Source organism: Stenotrophomonas sp. Sm10 (genome assembly GCF_030985515.1).
GTDB classification, from domain to species: Bacteria; Pseudomonadota; Gammaproteobacteria; order Xanthomonadales; family Xanthomonadaceae; genus Stenotrophomonas; species Stenotrophomonas hibiscicola.
This window is the reverse complement of record NZ_JAPTFO010000022.1, coordinates 23,582-37,824: the sequence shown is the minus strand read 5'-3', so window position 1 is coordinate 37,824 and position 14,243 is coordinate 23,582. Positions and strand designations below refer to the sequence as shown.

18 protein-coding genes are annotated in these 14,243 nt (G+C 66.9%); 10 read left to right on the top strand and 8 right to left on the bottom strand.

The features are described 5' to 3' along the window. Nucleotides 1–37: 37 nt before the first annotated feature. From O0J15_RS08630 to O0J15_RS08620, 3 genes are read left to right on the top strand one after another with little or no spacing between them, the layout of a single operon-like run. Entirely contained in the window at nt 38–187 is a 150-nt protein-coding gene (locus O0J15_RS08630) for a hypothetical protein (RefSeq protein ID WP_021202929.1), read from the top strand. After that, a complete protein-coding gene (locus O0J15_RS08625) occupies nt 184–774 on the top strand; it encodes a cytochrome c oxidase assembly protein (protein ID WP_019662223.1) in 591 nt (196 codons plus the stop codon). The genes O0J15_RS08630 and O0J15_RS08625 overlap by 4 nt, the downstream gene beginning before the upstream one ends. Before the next feature lie 13 nt (nt 775–787). Next, nucleotides 788–1,663, top strand: a complete 876-nt coding sequence (locus tag O0J15_RS08620; RefSeq protein WP_251103143.1) for a cytochrome c oxidase subunit 3 — start codon at nt 788–790, stop codon at nt 1,661–1,663. A 20-nt stretch (nt 1,664–1,683) separates the two neighbouring features. Here the strand turns inward: O0J15_RS08620 and O0J15_RS08615 are convergent, their stop codons facing one another. Continuing rightward, entirely contained in the window at nt 1,684–1,902 is a 219-nt protein-coding gene (locus O0J15_RS08615; protein WP_049416782.1) for a twin transmembrane helix small protein, read from the bottom strand. Nucleotides 1,903–1,959: 57 nt separating this feature from the next. Here O0J15_RS08615 and O0J15_RS08610 point away from each other — a divergent pair, with 57 nt between their 5' ends. From O0J15_RS08610 to O0J15_RS08590, 5 genes are all read left to right on the top strand, one after another. Further along, on the top strand, nt 1,960–2,673 hold the full coding sequence (locus tag O0J15_RS08610) for an SURF1 family protein (RefSeq protein ID WP_308305493.1): 714 nt from the start codon (nt 1,960–1,962) through the stop codon (nt 2,671–2,673). Between the two features lie 95 nt (nt 2,674–2,768). Beyond that, nucleotides 2,769–3,338 carry a hypothetical protein gene (locus tag O0J15_RS08605; RefSeq protein WP_134735030.1) on the top strand — a complete coding sequence of 190 codons (570 nt, stop codon included), beginning with the start codon at nt 2,769–2,771 and terminating at the stop codon, nt 3,336–3,338. 10 nt (nt 3,339–3,348) lie between these two features. Further along, nucleotides 3,349–4,512, top strand: coding sequence for a heme A synthase (locus O0J15_RS08600; RefSeq protein ID WP_164144979.1), 1,164 nt, complete (start codon nt 3,349–3,351; stop codon nt 4,510–4,512). Between the two features lie 4 nt (nt 4,513–4,516). Then, nucleotides 4,517–5,410 (top strand): heme o synthase, encoded by an 894-nt coding sequence (cyoE, locus tag O0J15_RS08595; protein WP_111127774.1) that lies wholly within the window; start codon nt 4,517–4,519, stop codon nt 5,408–5,410. A 142-nt stretch (nt 5,411–5,552) separates the two neighbouring features. Continuing rightward, a complete protein-coding gene (locus O0J15_RS08590) occupies nt 5,553–6,359 on the top strand; it encodes a calcium-binding protein (protein WP_134735028.1) in 807 nt (268 codons plus the stop codon). A 116-nt stretch (nt 6,360–6,475) separates the two neighbouring features. On the opposite strand, the gene O0J15_RS08585 is transcribed toward O0J15_RS08590, so the two are convergent. From O0J15_RS08585 to rpsU, 6 genes are all read right to left on the bottom strand, one after another. Then, entirely contained in the window at nt 6,476–7,447 is a 972-nt protein-coding gene (locus tag O0J15_RS08585) for a bile acid:sodium symporter family protein (protein WP_308305492.1), read from the bottom strand. Nucleotides 7,448–7,475: 28 nt separating this feature from the next. Continuing rightward, nucleotides 7,476–7,976, bottom strand: coding sequence for a protein tyrosine phosphatase family protein (locus O0J15_RS08580; protein ID WP_308305491.1), 501 nt, complete (start codon nt 7,974–7,976; stop codon nt 7,476–7,478). 27 nt (nt 7,977–8,003) lie between these two features. Continuing rightward, nucleotides 8,004–9,743, bottom strand: coding sequence for a DNA primase (gene dnaG, locus O0J15_RS08575; RefSeq protein WP_171953317.1), 1,740 nt, complete (start codon nt 9,741–9,743; stop codon nt 8,004–8,006). 61 nt (nt 9,744–9,804) lie between these two features. Next, on the bottom strand, nt 9,805–10,725 hold the full coding sequence (locus tag O0J15_RS08570; RefSeq protein WP_164144983.1) for a YihY/virulence factor BrkB family protein: 921 nt from the start codon (nt 10,723–10,725) through the stop codon (nt 9,805–9,807). 105 nt (nt 10,726–10,830) lie between these two features. Next, on the bottom strand, nt 10,831–11,274 hold the full coding sequence (locus O0J15_RS08565; protein WP_005415013.1) for a GatB/YqeY domain-containing protein: 444 nt from the start codon (nt 11,272–11,274) through the stop codon (nt 10,831–10,833). 133 nt (nt 11,275–11,407) lie between these two features. Continuing rightward, on the bottom strand, nt 11,408–11,623 hold the full coding sequence (rpsU, locus tag O0J15_RS08560; protein ID WP_002808376.1) for a 30S ribosomal protein S21: 216 nt from the start codon (nt 11,621–11,623) through the stop codon (nt 11,408–11,410). A 166-nt stretch (nt 11,624–11,789) separates the two neighbouring features. Here rpsU and tsaD point away from each other — a divergent pair, with 166 nt between their 5' ends. Continuing rightward, nucleotides 11,790–12,815, top strand: a complete 1,026-nt coding sequence (tsaD, locus tag O0J15_RS08555; RefSeq protein WP_005415014.1) for a tRNA (adenosine(37)-N6)-threonylcarbamoyltransferase complex transferase subunit TsaD — start codon at nt 11,790–11,792, stop codon at nt 12,813–12,815. 33 nt (nt 12,816–12,848) lie between these two features. Here the strand turns inward: tsaD and O0J15_RS08550 are convergent, their stop codons facing one another. Further along, complete coding sequence (locus O0J15_RS08550; RefSeq protein ID WP_021202940.1) at nt 12,849–13,514, bottom strand: hypothetical protein; 666 nt, start codon at nt 13,512–13,514, stop codon at nt 12,849–12,851. A 354-nt stretch (nt 13,515–13,868) separates the two neighbouring features. On the opposite strand from O0J15_RS08550, the gene folB reads away from it, so the two are divergent. After that, complete coding sequence (folB, locus tag O0J15_RS08545; protein WP_005415016.1) at nt 13,869–14,222, top strand: dihydroneopterin aldolase; 354 nt, start codon at nt 13,869–13,871, stop codon at nt 14,220–14,222. Nucleotides 14,223–14,243 lie beyond the last annotated feature (21 nt).

Below are 14,243 nucleotides of genomic sequence, written 5' to 3'. Positions count from 1 at the left end.
AGCCGAGTCATGCTCGGCTGACGTGGAGCAGCCGAGCATGGCTCGGCTCTACAACAGCCCGGGCGACGCCCCGGAAAACGGCATCGAACAGCAGCGCCAGCGCGCCAGGCGCACGGCGATGTGGGTCGGCGCCATCGCGGTGCTGGTCTACGTCGGCTTCATCCTCAGCGGGGTGATCGGCCGATGAGCGAGGCGCCAGCCAGCACACCGTCTCGCAGTGCCGGGCTGCCGCGCCTGATCGGCGTGGCGGTGGCGGTGTTCCTGCTGACCTTCTCGCTGGTGCCGCTGTACCGCATTGCCTGCGAAAAGGTATTCGGCGTGCGCCTGGAACGCGGCCCGGGTGGTGAAGCCAGTACGGGTGCTGCAGCTGGCAAGCGCACCGTGCGGGTGGAGTTCGATGGCGGCGTCAATTCGCGCCTGCCGTGGTCGTTCCATCCCGAGCAGCTGACCATGGATGTGGTGCCCGGCGAACTCAACGAGGCGCTGTACTTCGCCCGCAACGACAGCCAGCAGGCGGTGGTCGGCAGTGCGGTGCCTTCGGTGGCGCCGGCGCGTGCCTCGGGCTTCTTCAGCAAGACCGAATGTTTCTGTTTCACCGCGCAGACGCTGCAGGCCGGCGAGAAGCGCGACATGCCGGTGCGTTTCATCGTCGATCCGGACCTGCCGCCGGAGATCAAGACGATCACCTTGTCCTACACCTTCTACCGCAACGACGCGCTGTCCGATCGGCTGGCCCCGGCCGCCACCTCGGACGGCGCGCACGCCGCACCCTGACCCGGATACCGACATGGCCCAGACACCGACCGACGCCAACGTGTACTTCGTCCCGGCCCAGAGCAAATGGCCGTTCGTGGGCTCCATCGCGATGATGGTGACCATGGTGGGCGTGGCCAGCTGGCTCAACGATGCCAGCTGGGGGCGCTGGACGTTCTACATCGGTATCGCGATGCTGGTGCTGACATTGTTCTGGTGGTTCAGCGACGTGGTGCGCGAATCGCAGGCCGGCAACTACAACCAGCAGGTCGATGGCTCGTTCCGGATGGGGATGATCTGGTTCATCTTCTCCGAAGTGATGTTCTTCGGCGCCTTCTTTGGCGCGCTGTTCTACACCCGCAATCTGGGCCTGTCGTGGCTGAGCGGCGAAGGCCGCGGGGTGATGACCAACGAGCTGCTCTGGCAGGGTTATTCCGCCGGCTGGCCGACCAACGGGCCGGCGGCGATCGGTGGCGCGTTCCAGACCATCCCGGCCTGGGGCCTGCCGCTGATCAATACGCTGATCCTGCTCACCTCCGGCGTGACCTTGACCATCGCCCACCACGCGCTGAAGGCCGGCAACCGCCGCCAGCTGCTGATCTGGCTGGGCCTGACCGTGGTGCTCGGGCTAGGCTTCCTGACCCTGCAGGCGGAGGAGTACATCCACGCCTACAAGGAACTGAACCTGACGCTCGGCTCGGGCATCTACGGTTCAACCTTTTTCATGCTGACCGGCTTCCACGGCGCGCACGTGCTGCTGGGCACGATCATGCTGATCGTGATGTGGCTGCGTTCGGCCAAGGGACACTTCACCCGCGACAACCATTTCGGTTTCGAAGCCGCCGCGTGGTACTGGCACTTCGTCGACGTGGTGTGGCTGATGCTGTTCCTGTTCGTCTACGTGCTTTGACCGCGCACGCATCGGTGGCCTCAGCCGCCGACGCCGTGCGGCTTGATCCAGCCCATGTAGATGCTCACGATCACCAGTACGATCAATGCCACCGACACCGCGATGCGACGTGTCAGCGCGTTGACCGTGCGCTTGGTCTGGCCGCGGTCGACCAGCAGGTAGTACAGGCCGGCGCCCAGATTCCAGACGATGACGATCAGAAACGCGATTACCAGCAGGGTCTTCAGCGAATCACTCATGCGCGGCTCGAGGGCAGGGTGGATATGCCTATCTGACCGCGTTTGCGCGGACTTGTCATGACGCGCCAGCACACGCGCGTGTTCGGATGGATGCTGGCCGTGCTGGCGATGGCCGGATTCACCGCATTGGGGCTGTGGCAGCTGCAGCGCATGCATGCCAAACAGGCAATGTTGGATGCACAGGGTCCAGCCGTGGCTCAGACGCTGTCGCTGGCCCAGGCGCTGGCCGCACCGGGCGCGTTGCATGGCGTGGCCGACCATGGCCGCTTCCTGCCTGGCGTGGTGCTGCTGGACAACCAGATCCGGCATGGTCGCGCCGGCGTGAAGATCTATCGCCCCTTCCGCAGTGACGAGGGCAGCGTGCTGCTGGTCGATCTGGGCTGGCGCGCGCTGCCGCCGGATCGCACGCTTCCGGAGGTGCCGTCGCCGCCTTCGCCGGTGGCCGTGCGCGGGTTGCTCGCGCCGCCACCGTCGGCGGGACTGGTGCTGGGGCCGGCATTTTCTGCCACCAGTGAGGCGGGGCGCTGGCTGGCCAGCCGGTTGCCGGCCGAGGGCCTGGCCGCAGCACTGGGTGTGCCGGCGTTGCCGGAACGCGTCCTGCGCCTGGACCCGGCGCTGCCCTTCGGCGACGAACGCGACCTGGACCTGCTGCCGAACACGCTGCCGCCGCAACGCCACCTGGGCTACGCCGTGCAGTGGTTCGGCCTGGCCCTGACCGTGCTGGTGGTCGCGCTGGTACTGGACTGGCGCAGGCGCCGTGCTGCCCGGTAGTGCCGCCCGCTGGCCGGCAACCCCCGCATTCCTGGATGCCGGCCAGCGGCCGGCACTACCGGCATCGTTTACCCAACCATGAGAAAATGCCCCGCATGAACACTGCTACGTCCCCGCAGGCGCGCGGCTCCGGCCGCCGGACCCTGGTGCTGCTGTTTGCCGTGTTCTTCGGGGCGATGGCGCTGGCCGCCGTGCTGCGCTTCTCTGGCTGGCAGCCCACAGGGCACCGCAATGCCGGCCAGCTGCTGAAGCCGCCCGTGGACCTGCGCCAGCAGGCACCAACCCTGGCCAACGGCCAGCCCTACCCGTGGAACCCCGAAGCCCGTACCTGGCGCCTGCTGGTGGCACCGTCCGGCGCCTGCGACGCGCCGTGCGTCACTTTGTCGCAGGGACTGGGCAAGGTGTGGCAGCTGTTCGGCCATAACGCCGATAATGTCGAGATCCTGTGGCTGGGAACGCCACCGGCGTCGATCGCCTCGCTGCCCGCGCTGCGGCCGCTGGCTCCGTCGCCAGCCCTGCGCGCGGCGCTGCCCGGCGTCGATGATCCGGCTGGACCGCCGGTCTACGTGATCGATCCGAACGGCTTCGTGATCATGCGCCATGCCCCCGGTAGTGATCTGGGCGGCCTGCGCAAGGACATGGCCACGTTGCTGAAACTGAAGTGAGTCCCGTTTGATGAGCCTTTCCGCGCGTCCGGCGCTGCACCGCAATTTCCACCGCCTGGCGTGGTTCGCCATGATCATGACGGCGAGCACGATCATGTTCGGCGCCTTCGTGCGTCTGTCCGATGCCGGCCTGAGCTGCCCGGACTGGCCGACCTGCTATGGCCAGGCCACCTGGCCGCAGCACGTGGAAGAGACCATCGGCCACCCGGCGGCGGAGATCCGCCCGCTGGAGACCCACAAGGCCTGGCGTGAACAGGTGCACCGGTTCCTGGCCGGCGCACTGGGCATCGAGATCCTGACCCTGGCGCTGCTGGCCACGCGCAAGCGGCGATTCGGAAGCACGGCGGTGGTGACCGCCTGCGTGCTGGTGGCCGCCGGCATACCGCTGTACATGATGGGCTGGCATGGCACCGCCAGTACCTTGGCTCTGGTCGGCGAGGCGATCCTGCTGATCGCCGCGCTGCGCTGGAGCAACATCGACCTGGCACGCGCTGCACTGCTGACCCTGGCGGTGGTGATCTTCCAGGCCCTGCTGGGCATGTGGACGGTGACCCTGCTGCTCAAGCCCATCGTGGTGATGGGGCACCTGCTGGGCGGCATGCTGATGTTCGCGCTGCTGGCCTGGATGGCGTGGCGTGCCACGCACATGCCGATCACCCTGGCCGAGGCGCCGAAGCTGAAGTGGCTGCTGCGCATCGGCCTGGCCGTGCTGGTCACCCAGATCGCCCTGGGCGGCTGGGTCAGCGCCAACTACGCGGCGCTGGCCTGCGGCGGTGGCAGCGCCTCGCTGGACAACTTCCCGCGCTGCGCCAACCAGTGGTGGCCGCAGCACAACTTCGTCGAAGGCTTCACGCTGTGGCGTGGCATCGGCGTGGATTACGAAGGCGGCGTGCTCGATGGAGCCTCGCGTATCGCCATCCAGATGGCCCATCGCCTGTTCGCCGTGGTGGTGGCCGTCTACCTGCTGTGGCTGGGCGTGCGCCTGTTCCGTTTGCCGAGCATGCGCGGCTGGGCCAGCGCGCTGATCGCGCTGCTGGTGTTGCAGGTCACCCTCGGCATCCTCAATGTGAAGCTGGCGCTGCCACTGGAAGTGGCCGTGGCCCACAACGGCGTGGCCGTTGCCCTGTTGTTCGTGCTGGTCAGCCTGCTGGCCCGCCTGCGCGCCCCGGACTGACTCCATGTTTTCCAATTACCGCCAGTACTGGGACCTGACCAAGCCCAAGGTCGTTGCCCTGATCGTCTTCACCGCCCTGGTCGGCATGGTCCTGGCTATCCCGGGCGTGCCCAGCTGGGAGCAGGTGCGCGCCGGCCTGCTCGGCTTCCTCGGCATCTGGCTGGCCGCTTCGGCGGCCGCCGCGATCAACCAGCTGCTGGATGCGCACATCGATGCGCAGATGGCACGCACGTCGTGGCGCCCGCTGGTGGTCGGCAAGGTCAAGCCATGGCAGGTGCTGGTGTTCGCCGGCGTGCTGATCGTGCTGTCGATGACCATCCTGGTGCTGTGGGTGAACCTGATCACCGCCGTGCTGACCTTCGCCTCGCTGATCGGCTACGCGGTGATCTACACCGTGTACCTCAAGCGTGCGACCTCGCAGAACATCGTCATCGGTGGCCTGGCCGGCGCGATGCCACCGATGCTGGGCTGGGCCGCGGTGACCGGCATGCAGGGTTCGTCGGACTGGGCGTATTCGTCGCTGCTGGTGCTGATCATCTTCATCTGGACCCCGCCGCACTTCTGGGCGCTGGCGATCTTCCGCCGCGAGGACTACGCGAAGGCGGAGATCCCGATGCTGCCAGTGACCCACGGCGTGGCGCACACCCGCAAGCAGATCATGGTGTATTCGGTGGTGCTGGCGCTGGTCTGCCTGCTGCCGTACCTGGTGGGCATGAGCGGTGCGTTCTACCTGGGCGGCGCGATCGTGCTCAACGCCGTGTTCCTCTGGTACGCCTGGCGCATGCTCAACCCGCCGGACGAATTGTTCTCGATGAAGATGTTCTATTACTCCATCGTCTACCTGATGGCGCTGTTCGCCTTCCTGCTGGTGGACCACTGGATCCTGCCCTGGTTGTAAAGCGCCACCTGTAGAGCCGAGCTCATGCTCGGCTGAGGGGTGGTTGGAAGAGCAGCCGAGCGTGGGCTCGGCTCTACACTTGATCTCTTCCAGCGGCGTCGCCATTGCTGTTCCTGACCGCAAAGGAAAGGAAGGCGCAGGGATGCATTCGATCTTCCGTTGGACCGCTGCGCTGCTGCTGGCGCTGGGTGTGGCCCTCACCGCGCATGCCGATGACACCGCCGCGCAGATCCGCCAGCATGCCGGTGAGCACCGCCTGCTGGTACTGGGCGAATTCCACGGCACCCGCGAGACCCCATTGCTGGTACGCCAGCTGGTGGACGACTACAGCCGCAACGGCCCGGTCCTGCTGGCGCTGGAACTGCCACGCGCCGAGAACCCTGTGCTGCGCGGCTATCTGGAATCCGATGGCGGGGCCACGGCGCGCCGGCACCTGCGCGGCCGCGCGTTCTGGACCGTGCGCGATGACCAGCATGATGGTCGCCGCAGCCGTGACATGCTGGCGATGATCGAAAGCCTACGCGTGCTGAAGTCGCAGGGACGTGTGATCGACGTCGTTGGCTATGACGTCAACGCCAGCAAAGGCGGCAACCAGGTACGCGATGACCTCATGGCAGCCGAGTTGCGGCGGCTCAATCGAGGCCTACCGGCCAGTGCGCGCATGCTGGTGCTGACTGGTAACGTGCACGCGATGCTGCAAAGGCCGCAAGGTATGCCGCCGGAAATGCAGATGCATCCGATGGCGTCGCAGCTGCGGGACCTGGATATCTACAGCGTACGGTTGGGCGCGCAACGTGGTCAGACGTGGGGATGCGCGGGCGGTTGCATGGCGCGGCCACTTCGAGAGCAGGTTGCCACGGGGCCGCGGGTCGCTGCCGGTGCGGAACGGCCGTACGACCTATGGGTATGGATGCCGGAACTGAGCGTCGGGACGCTGGTGGATCCGTAGCGTCAGGCAAGCCATCCATGCATGGCGTGGATCTACTCCGGATCACAGGTGTCAGCCGAGCGTGGGCTCGGCTCTGCAGTAGATCCACGCCATGCGTGGATGTTCTCCCCATCGGGTCAGGGCTTGCGTCGCGCGTAGCGCTGCGCGATCACGCCGCAGACGATCAGCTGGATCTGGTGGTAGATCATCACCGGTAGCACGATCGCGCCGAGGCTGCCGCCGGCGAACAGCACCTTGGCAATCGGCACGCCGGTGGCCAGGCTCTTCTTCGAGCCGCAGAACACGATGGCGATCTCGTCCTCGCGGTTGAAGCGCAGGCGGCGGGCGATGAAGGTGATCAGCGGCATGGCGATGCCCAGCAGCACGGCGGCCACGACCGCCACGGCCAGCAGCGAGAGCAGCGGCGTCTTGCTCCACAGGCCTTCAGTCACCGCTTCACCGAACGCCGAGTACACCACCAGCAGGATGGTGGCCTGGTCGGTGTAGCGCAGCAGCGCGCGCTGGCGTTCCACCCAGCCGGCGATCCACGGCCGCAGCAGGTGGCCCGCCACGAACGGCACCAGCAGCTGCAGCATGATGCCGCCGATCGCATGCAGCGGGTCATGCACGCCGCCGGAAGTACCGGCCAGCGCGGTCAGCAGCAGCGGGGTCAGGAACACGCCGAGGATGCTCGACAGCGAGGCGCTGCACACCGCTGCGGGCACGTTGCCATGCGCCATCGAGGTGAACGCGATGGACGACTGCACGGTGGAGGGCAGGGTGCACAGGAACAGCACGCCGAGGTACAGCTCCGGGGTCAGCAGCCAGCCCGACAGTGGCTTGAACATCAGCCCCAGCAGCGGGAACAGGAGGAAGGTGCAGGCCAGGATGGTCAGGTGCAGCCGCCAGTGCAGCATGCCGCCGATGATCGACTCGCGCGGCAGGCGTGCGCCATGCAGGAAGAACAATGCCGCGATGGCGACCGTGGTGACATCGTCGAGGACGATGGCGGCGGCGCCCTTCATCGGCAGCAGGGAGGCCAGACCGACGGTGCACAGCAGGGCGAGGGTGAAGTTGTCCGGTCGCAGGCGCGACCCCCAGCGGGTCATGGTGGGCAGAGTCCTTGGTGCGGAGGGTTCAGGGTGAGGTGACCGGCGTGGCCAGGCGTTGGCGGGTGGCGGCTTCCAGCGAGGTCAGGCCAGCACGCTGGCCCAGCTGAAGGGCCTGTTCGGGGCTGGCATGTTCGTAGCGTGCGTTGACCAGGCCGAGCACGGCGCCGGCGCGGTTGCCGGACGTACAGTGCAGCAGCACAGGCCCCTGGCTCTGCCGCAGGGCCTGGTGCACGGCGCGCACGTTGGCGGCATCGAGCCCCTCGGCACCGGCCACCGGAATGCGCACGTAGCGCAGGCCCAATGATTCGGCAACGCGCGTTTCGTCGAACCCCCGGTCCTCGCCGGGCTGGCGCAGGTCGATCACGGTGCGCACGCCCTGCGCGGCAAGTTCGCGCAGTTGTGCGGCGGAGGGCTGGCCGCCGGCATACAGGCCCGGCCGGACTTCCCTGAGCGGGCCATCTGCGGCCAGGGCCGCCAGTGGCAGGCAGAGCGACAACAACAGCAGGCAGGTCAGGCGCAGCAGCATGGTCCTCTCCATGAAAACGTTCTGCCGCTACAGGCGCAGTCCGGCGCGCGCCTTTAGCAGCTCGCGCAGTTCGTACTTGTCAGTATCATCCAGGCCCTGCTGGCGCTGCTTTGCCAACAACTCCTCCAGACGTTGCACCAGCAGCTGTTTCTCCAACTGGGCCACAGCATCGTGCAGTTCCTGGGTCCAGCTGGCCTCGGTGCCGGGCAGCGTCTGAGCGGCCAGCGTATGCAGCGACGCCTGTTCCTCGCGGCCGTCGAAGTGTTCCAGCAGGGCGCCGGTGCTGATGTCCGGGCGCTGTTCGACCAGCCCCAGCAGTTCCAGCAGCAGTTCCACACCGGGCAGGCGAAGGCCCTGGAAGTGGTGCTGGCCGCCCAGGGTCAGCGCCAGTGAGGGCTGCTGCAGCAGCACAGCGATCGCGCCGCGCACCAGGCTGCGCCTGGCCACCGGCTGGATCGCCCGCTGTGGCTGGCGTTGCGGCATCGGCGCGCGCACAGACGGGGCGTTGCCGCCGAGCCCGGTCAGCTGCGCCAGCTGCTGCTTCATCAGGTCGCCGAAGGCACCGTCGGGAATCTGCGCCAGCATCGGCTTTGCGCGTTCGGCCAGGCGCGCCCTGCCGTCCAGCGTGCCCAGGTTGATCTCGCGGGTCAGTTCATCGAAGAAGAACTGCGACAGCGGCGTGGCCTGCTTCAGGCGCTCGTTGAAGGCCTCGGCGCCTTCCTTGCGCACGATGGTGTCGGGGTCTTCGCCATCGGGCAGGAACAGGAAGAAGGCCTGGCGGCCATCCTTCATGCGTGGCAGCACCGACTCCAGGGCCTTCCAGCCGGCGCGGCGGCCGGCGGCGTCGCCGTCGAAGCAGAAGAACACGTCCGGTGCGTTGCGGAACAGCAGCTCGGCGTGGTCCGGCGTGGTCGCCGTACCCAGCGTGGCCACCGCCTGGGTGACCCCGAACTGGAACAGCGAGACCACGTCCATGTAGCCCTCGACCACGATCAACCGCTCGATCTTCTGGTTGGCCTGGCGCACCTGCCACAGGCCGTACAGTTCGCGGCCCTTGTGGAAGAGCGCGGTTTCGGGCGAGTTGAGGTACTTGGGGCCGTCGTCCTTCTCGAACACGCGCCCGCCGAAGGCGATCACCCGGCCACGACGGTCGAAGATCGGGAACATCACCCGGTCGCGGAACTTGTCGTAGACGTGGCCGCGATCATTCTTGGAGAACAGGCCTGCGCGGTCGAGCAGCTTCATGCGGCGCTCGTCCTTGCCCAGCGCATCGCGCAGGCCGCTGTAGCCATCCGGTGCGTAGCCGATCTGGAAGCGCGCGCGGTTCGCTTCGTCCACGCCACGGCTTTCCAGATACGCGCGTGCCTTCTCGCTGCCTTCCAGATTCTTCTGGAAGAACCTGGTGGCGGCGTCCAGCGCCGAGTACAGCTCGCGGCTGTCGTCCTGCTGCTGGGGGCTGCGCGGGTTTTCGTTGCGCGGTACTTCCATGCCGGCACGCTTGGCCAGCTCATCCACCGCGTCGAGGAACTCGAGGCGGTCGTAGTTCATCAGGAAGCTGATCGCGGTGCCGTGCGCGCCGCAGCCGAAGCAGTGATAGAACTGCTTGGTGGGCGAGACCGTGAACGACGCCGAGCGCTCGTCATGGAACGGGCAGCGTGCGGCGTATTCCTTGCCCTGGCGCTTCAACGGCACGCGGCTGCCCACCACCTCGACGATGTCGGTGCGGGCGAGCAGGTCGTCGATGAAAGCGTCGGGGATACGGGCCATGGGCAACAGGGCAGGGCGCGGTGCAGGACCACGCGACGGAACCGGGGGCGGTCGGCCTAGTTTACCCCCTGTCGGGCACCTGGCTGGCGGTTGCCGGATCGATGCCGGCTGCGGCCAGGTGATGGCGCGCGCGCAGGCGCTCATCGATCACCGCCGTCATCAGGGCGCCAACGAAGAACACGACGGTGGCGTAGTAGATCCAGACCAGCGAGATCACCAGCGCACCCATCGAGCCGTAGGCACTGCCGGGGGCCACGGTGGCGATGTAGACGCCGATGCCGTAGCGGCCCAGTGCGAACAACGCCGAGGTGATGGCACCGCCGATGAAGGCCTGGCGCCAAGCCACGCGGCGGTCGGGCAGGTAGTGGTACATGAAAGCGAACCCCACCGCGTACAGCAGCAGGCTGGTGACGTAACCCAGCGCGGGGAGGATCGAGGGCAGTTGCGCGAAGGCCACCTGCAGTACCGTGGTGGCAGTCATCGACAGGATCAGCAGGAAGCCCAGGGCCAGCACCACGCCGAACGAGAACACGCGCTTGCGCAGCCAGGCCTTGAGGCCCTCCAGGCGCTCGCCGCTGGTGCGGAAGATGAGGTTCAGTGCGTTCTGCAGCTGCGCGAACACGGCGGTGGCGCCCACGAACAGCAGCAGCGTGCTCCACAGCCCTGCCAACGAGCCGACGTCGGGCTGGTTGTCGGCGTTCTTCAGGACGGTCTCGGCCACGATCGCAGCACTGCTGCCGGCCACCGAGCTGATCTGGTCGACCAGCGCCTGCTGTGCCGGCGGGTACAGCGAAGCGGTCAACCACAGCAGCAGAACCAGCAGCGGTGCCATCGACAGCAGGGCGTAGAAGGAAACGGAGGCTGCCTGGGTCAGCACGTCGACGTCGATGAAGCGCTTGGCCACCGCCATCGGAAAGCTGTCCTGCAGGCGCTTGAGGTACTTGTGCAGGGACACGGGAACGTTGGGCTCGGGTTCAACCATGGGTGTGGTTGTAGCAGGCGACCGACGAAGGTGCGGTGAAGCGGGTGCATCAATGGGGCCAGAGCCCTTTCGCGTTGCGAAAGGGATCCGACTCCGTGTACCGGATTACGCCAGCTGCTGCTTGACCAGCTTGGACACCAGGCCCATGTCGGCCTGGCCAGCGAGCTTGGGCTTCAGGGCGCCCATCAGCTTGCCCATGTCGGCCGGGCCGGAGGCGCCGGTCTCGGCGATGGCGGCCTGGATGGCGGCCACGATCTCGGCTTCGCCCATCTTGGCCGGCAGGTAGGCTTCGATGACCACGATCTCGGCGCGCTCGATCTCGGCGAGGTCTTCGCGGTTGGCGGCTTCGTACTGGCTGACCGAGTCCTTGCGCTGCTTGACCATCTTGTCGAGCACGGCGATCACGGCGGTGTCGTCCAGCTCGATGCGCTCGTCCACTTCGCGCTGCTTGATGGCGGCATTGATCAGGCGGATCACGCCCAGCTTGTGCTTCTCGCCCGCCTTCATGGCGGCCTTCATGTCTTCGGTGAGCTGCTGCTTCATGCTCATGAGGAACCTCGTGGTGGTAGGTGGGGCGGGGCGGATGCCCGAACCCGGAAACGCAAAAAGCCGGCGACGCTCGCGCGTGCCGGCTTCGGCTCCATCGCAACGGGCAGGCCCGCCGCAATGAAGATGCGTCCGATCAGTACAGGCGCTGACGCTTGGTGACGTCGCGCGACGAGCGGCGCAGCTGACGCTTCACAGCAGCGGCGGCCTTGCGCTTGCGCTCCTGGGTCGGCTTTTCGTAGAACTCGCGCTTGCGGGTTTCGGCCAGCACACCGGCCTTTTCGCAAGTGCGCTTGAAGCGGCGAAGAGCAAACTCGAAGGGCTCGTTCTCGCGGACTTTGACGCTGGGCATGGAATCTCCGGGACACAGTAGAACCGGGTCACGCCCGGCGAGCCGCACATTATAGCGGCGAATCGACAAACTGCAAGCGGCCAACCCTGAATACGGGCCGGCGGTTCGAAAGCAGTGAGATCTGCACGTCCCCCGAGGGGGCGGCAGGGGCGTCATAATAGCAGGCATGCGAGTCCTTGGCATCGAATCTTCCTGTGATGAGACCGGCGTGGCGGTGTATGACACCGACCTGGCCGGCAGCGCGGCCCTGCGCGCCCATGCGGTCTACAGCCAGATCGCCCTACACGCCGAATACGGTGGCGTGGTGCCCGAACTGGCCAGCCGCGACCACGTCCGCAAGCTGCTGCCACTGGTACGCCAGACCCTGGCCGACGCCGGTCTGGGTGTAGGCGATATCGATGGCGTCGCCTATACGGCCGGTCCCGGCCTGGTCGGCGCGTTGCTGGTCGGCGCCGGCGTGGCCCGATCGCTGGCCTGGGCGCTGGAGGTACCGGCCGTCGGCGTACACCATATGGAAGGCCACCTGCTGGCTCCGCTGATGGAAGACGACCCGCCGGAAGCGCCGTTCGTGGCGCTGCTGGTGTCCGGTGGCCATACCCAGCTGGTGGCGGTGGACGCGATCGGCCAGTACCGCCTGCTGGGCGAAACCCTGGACGATGCGGCTGGCGAGGCCTTCGACAAGACCGCCAAGCTGATGGGCCTGCCGTACCCGGGCGGCCCGCAGCTGGCCAGGCTGGCCGAGCAGGGCACGCCGGGCGCGTACCGCTTCGCGCGGCCGATGACCGACCGCCCGGGGCTGGATTTCAGCTTCTCCGGCCTGAAGACCCAGGTCCTGATGGCCTGGCGCGACAGCGACCAGAGCGAGCAGACCCGCGCCAACATTGCCCGGGGCTTTGAGGACGCGGTGGTCGAGACCCTGTCAATCAAGTGCGAGCGCGCGCTGGAAGCGGCCGGGACCAACGTGATCGTGGTTGCCGGCGGTGTAGGTGCCAACAAGCGCCTGCGCGCCCGCCTGCAGCAGATGGCCGAGCGCCTCGGCGGCCGCGCCTGCTTCCCGCGGCCTGCACTGTGCACCGACAACGGCGCGATGATCGCCTTCGCTGGCGCGCTGCGGCTGCAGGCTGGCCAGCACAGCCCGCCGAAGGTGGATGTGACCCCGCGCTGGGACATGGCGACCCTGCCGGCGGTGTGAACCGATAGCGTCGGGCCATGCCCGGCGGACGCATTACCGATGCACTGCCAACGGCGACGCCGCCAGCACGGTTGTCGCCCGCTCATGGCGCTGCAGCCAGCCCAGGGTGTGTGGGCAGCGGGCATGGATCAGCCGCCCGATCGCGGCCAGGTCGGCGCCGATGTCGCGCTCGAGGATGGGCTCGTGATGGGCGATGCGGTTGCGCAGGTGGCGGATGCGGCCAATATCCGCGTGGATGGCTTTCCGGATGACACTGGGGTGGGCGCAAGGCGCATGGCGCAGGACTCCGCTGAGTGCCGGTATCCACAGCGTGGAATCGAAGCGACATGTGAATAGCTGCTGCCAGAACACCATAGGCAGGTTGGCGACGATTTCAGGTGTATCGCTTGCGCGACTGGCAAGTTGTTCCAGTGCCGTGCGTGGAGAAGTACTGGACGAAGTTGGCAGCCTGCGTCTGAAGGCATCATTCCAGGGCCAACGTGGACCGTGCTGCCGAACAAGAACCATTGCCGCAGCGTTGCGGGTGACCACCTCGCACAGATGGACCGGCATCATCAGTGCACTGCACAGCCGCATGTTCCAGAGGTAGAGGGATTCGGCTGTGACGTCGGGGCCGCAGGTCGATGCGATTCTCTCGTAAGTAGACAGACGCTCCGCTGACAACGCGCGCCGCAGTACATCGTATGGAGCCATCGTCATGTGCGGTGAAGGAGGGATCGATGTTCGCGAGAGTGGGCGGCGGCGACCATCAGGGAACGTCCTTGTCCGCGCGGCTGATTTTCTGCGTTTTGCCTCGGACGAATACCTGACCTGTCCTGTCGGATTTGGCCTTGACCGGCGATCTGGTCCTTGCCTAATCTGCGTGCCTGCGCCACCGGGACTCGCGGCTGGATTCCAGCTCCCCCTGGGGACAAACGGTAGTACCAAAGGGCCCCGCTAGCAGGGCCCTTTGTTTTTTCCGGGCCGCCCCACGCCGGTGGCCCACCGCCCGTTCCGGGCAGGCTCACCGCCGTGCCGTTACCATGGCCGCCTGTATTCGTGCCGGTAAGCGCAATGGACAAGGTTTTCATCGAAGGGCTGACGATCGACGCCCTGATCGGTATCTACGATTGGGAACGACGGATCCGCCAGGACCTGGTGTTCGACCTGGAAATGGGCTTCGACAACCGTCGCCCCGCGGCCACGGACGACATCGCCCATACCCTGAACTACAAGGCGGTGAGCAAGCGCCTGGAGCAGTTCGTGCGCGAGTCGGAGTTCGGCCTGGTCGAGACGCTGGCAGAGCGCTGCGCGCAGATCGTGCTGGACGAATTCGACGTGAAGTGGCTGCGCCTGAAGCTGAGCAAACCGGGCGCGGTGCGCGGCGCGCGCGCGGTGGGCGTGATCATCGAACGCTCGCGGGACTGACCCGGTAAATCCGGCTGACGG

Bases quoted from the DNA above. Each gene is read 5' to 3' on its own strand.
- O0J15_RS08630 (WP_021202929.1), top strand. From the start codon at position 38: ATGGCTCGGCTCTACAACAGCCCGGGCGACGCCCCGGAAAACGGCATC.
- O0J15_RS08625 (WP_019662223.1), top strand. From the start codon at position 184: ATGAGCGAGGCGCCAGCCAGCACACCGTCTCGCAGTGCCGGGCTGCCG.
- O0J15_RS08620 (WP_251103143.1), top strand. From the start codon at position 788: ATGGCCCAGACACCGACCGACGCCAACGTGTACTTCGTCCCGGCCCAG.
- O0J15_RS08615 (WP_049416782.1), bottom strand. From the start codon at position 1,902: ATGAGTGATTCGCTGAAGACCCTGCTGGTAATCGCGTTTCTGATCGTC.
- O0J15_RS08610 (WP_308305493.1), top strand. From the start codon at position 1,960: ATGACGCGCCAGCACACGCGCGTGTTCGGATGGATGCTGGCCGTGCTG.
- O0J15_RS08605 (WP_134735030.1), top strand. From the start codon at position 2,769: ATGAACACTGCTACGTCCCCGCAGGCGCGCGGCTCCGGCCGCCGGACC.
- O0J15_RS08600 (WP_164144979.1), top strand. From the start codon at position 3,349: ATGAGCCTTTCCGCGCGTCCGGCGCTGCACCGCAATTTCCACCGCCTG.
- cyoE (WP_111127774.1), top strand. From the start codon at position 4,517: ATGTTTTCCAATTACCGCCAGTACTGGGACCTGACCAAGCCCAAGGTC.
- O0J15_RS08590 (WP_134735028.1), top strand. From the start codon at position 5,553: ATGCATTCGATCTTCCGTTGGACCGCTGCGCTGCTGCTGGCGCTGGGT.
- O0J15_RS08585 (WP_308305492.1), bottom strand. From the start codon at position 7,447: ATGACCCGCTGGGGGTCGCGCCTGCGACCGGACAACTTCACCCTCGCC.
- O0J15_RS08580 (WP_308305491.1), bottom strand. From the start codon at position 7,976: ATGCTGCTGCGCCTGACCTGCCTGCTGTTGTTGTCGCTCTGCCTGCCA.
- dnaG (WP_171953317.1), bottom strand. From the start codon at position 9,743: ATGGCCCGTATCCCCGACGCTTTCATCGACGACCTGCTCGCCCGCACC.
- O0J15_RS08570 (WP_164144983.1), bottom strand. From the start codon at position 10,725: ATGGTTGAACCCGAGCCCAACGTTCCCGTGTCCCTGCACAAGTACCTC.
- O0J15_RS08565 (WP_005415013.1), bottom strand. From the start codon at position 11,274: ATGAGCATGAAGCAGCAGCTCACCGAAGACATGAAGGCCGCCATGAAG.
- rpsU (WP_002808376.1), bottom strand. From the start codon at position 11,623: ATGCCCAGCGTCAAAGTCCGCGAGAACGAGCCCTTCGAGTTTGCTCTT.
- tsaD (WP_005415014.1), top strand. From the start codon at position 11,790: ATGCGAGTCCTTGGCATCGAATCTTCCTGTGATGAGACCGGCGTGGCG.
- O0J15_RS08550 (WP_021202940.1), bottom strand. From the start codon at position 13,514: ATGACGATGGCTCCATACGATGTACTGCGGCGCGCGTTGTCAGCGGAG.
- folB (WP_005415016.1), top strand. From the start codon at position 13,869: ATGGACAAGGTTTTCATCGAAGGGCTGACGATCGACGCCCTGATCGGT.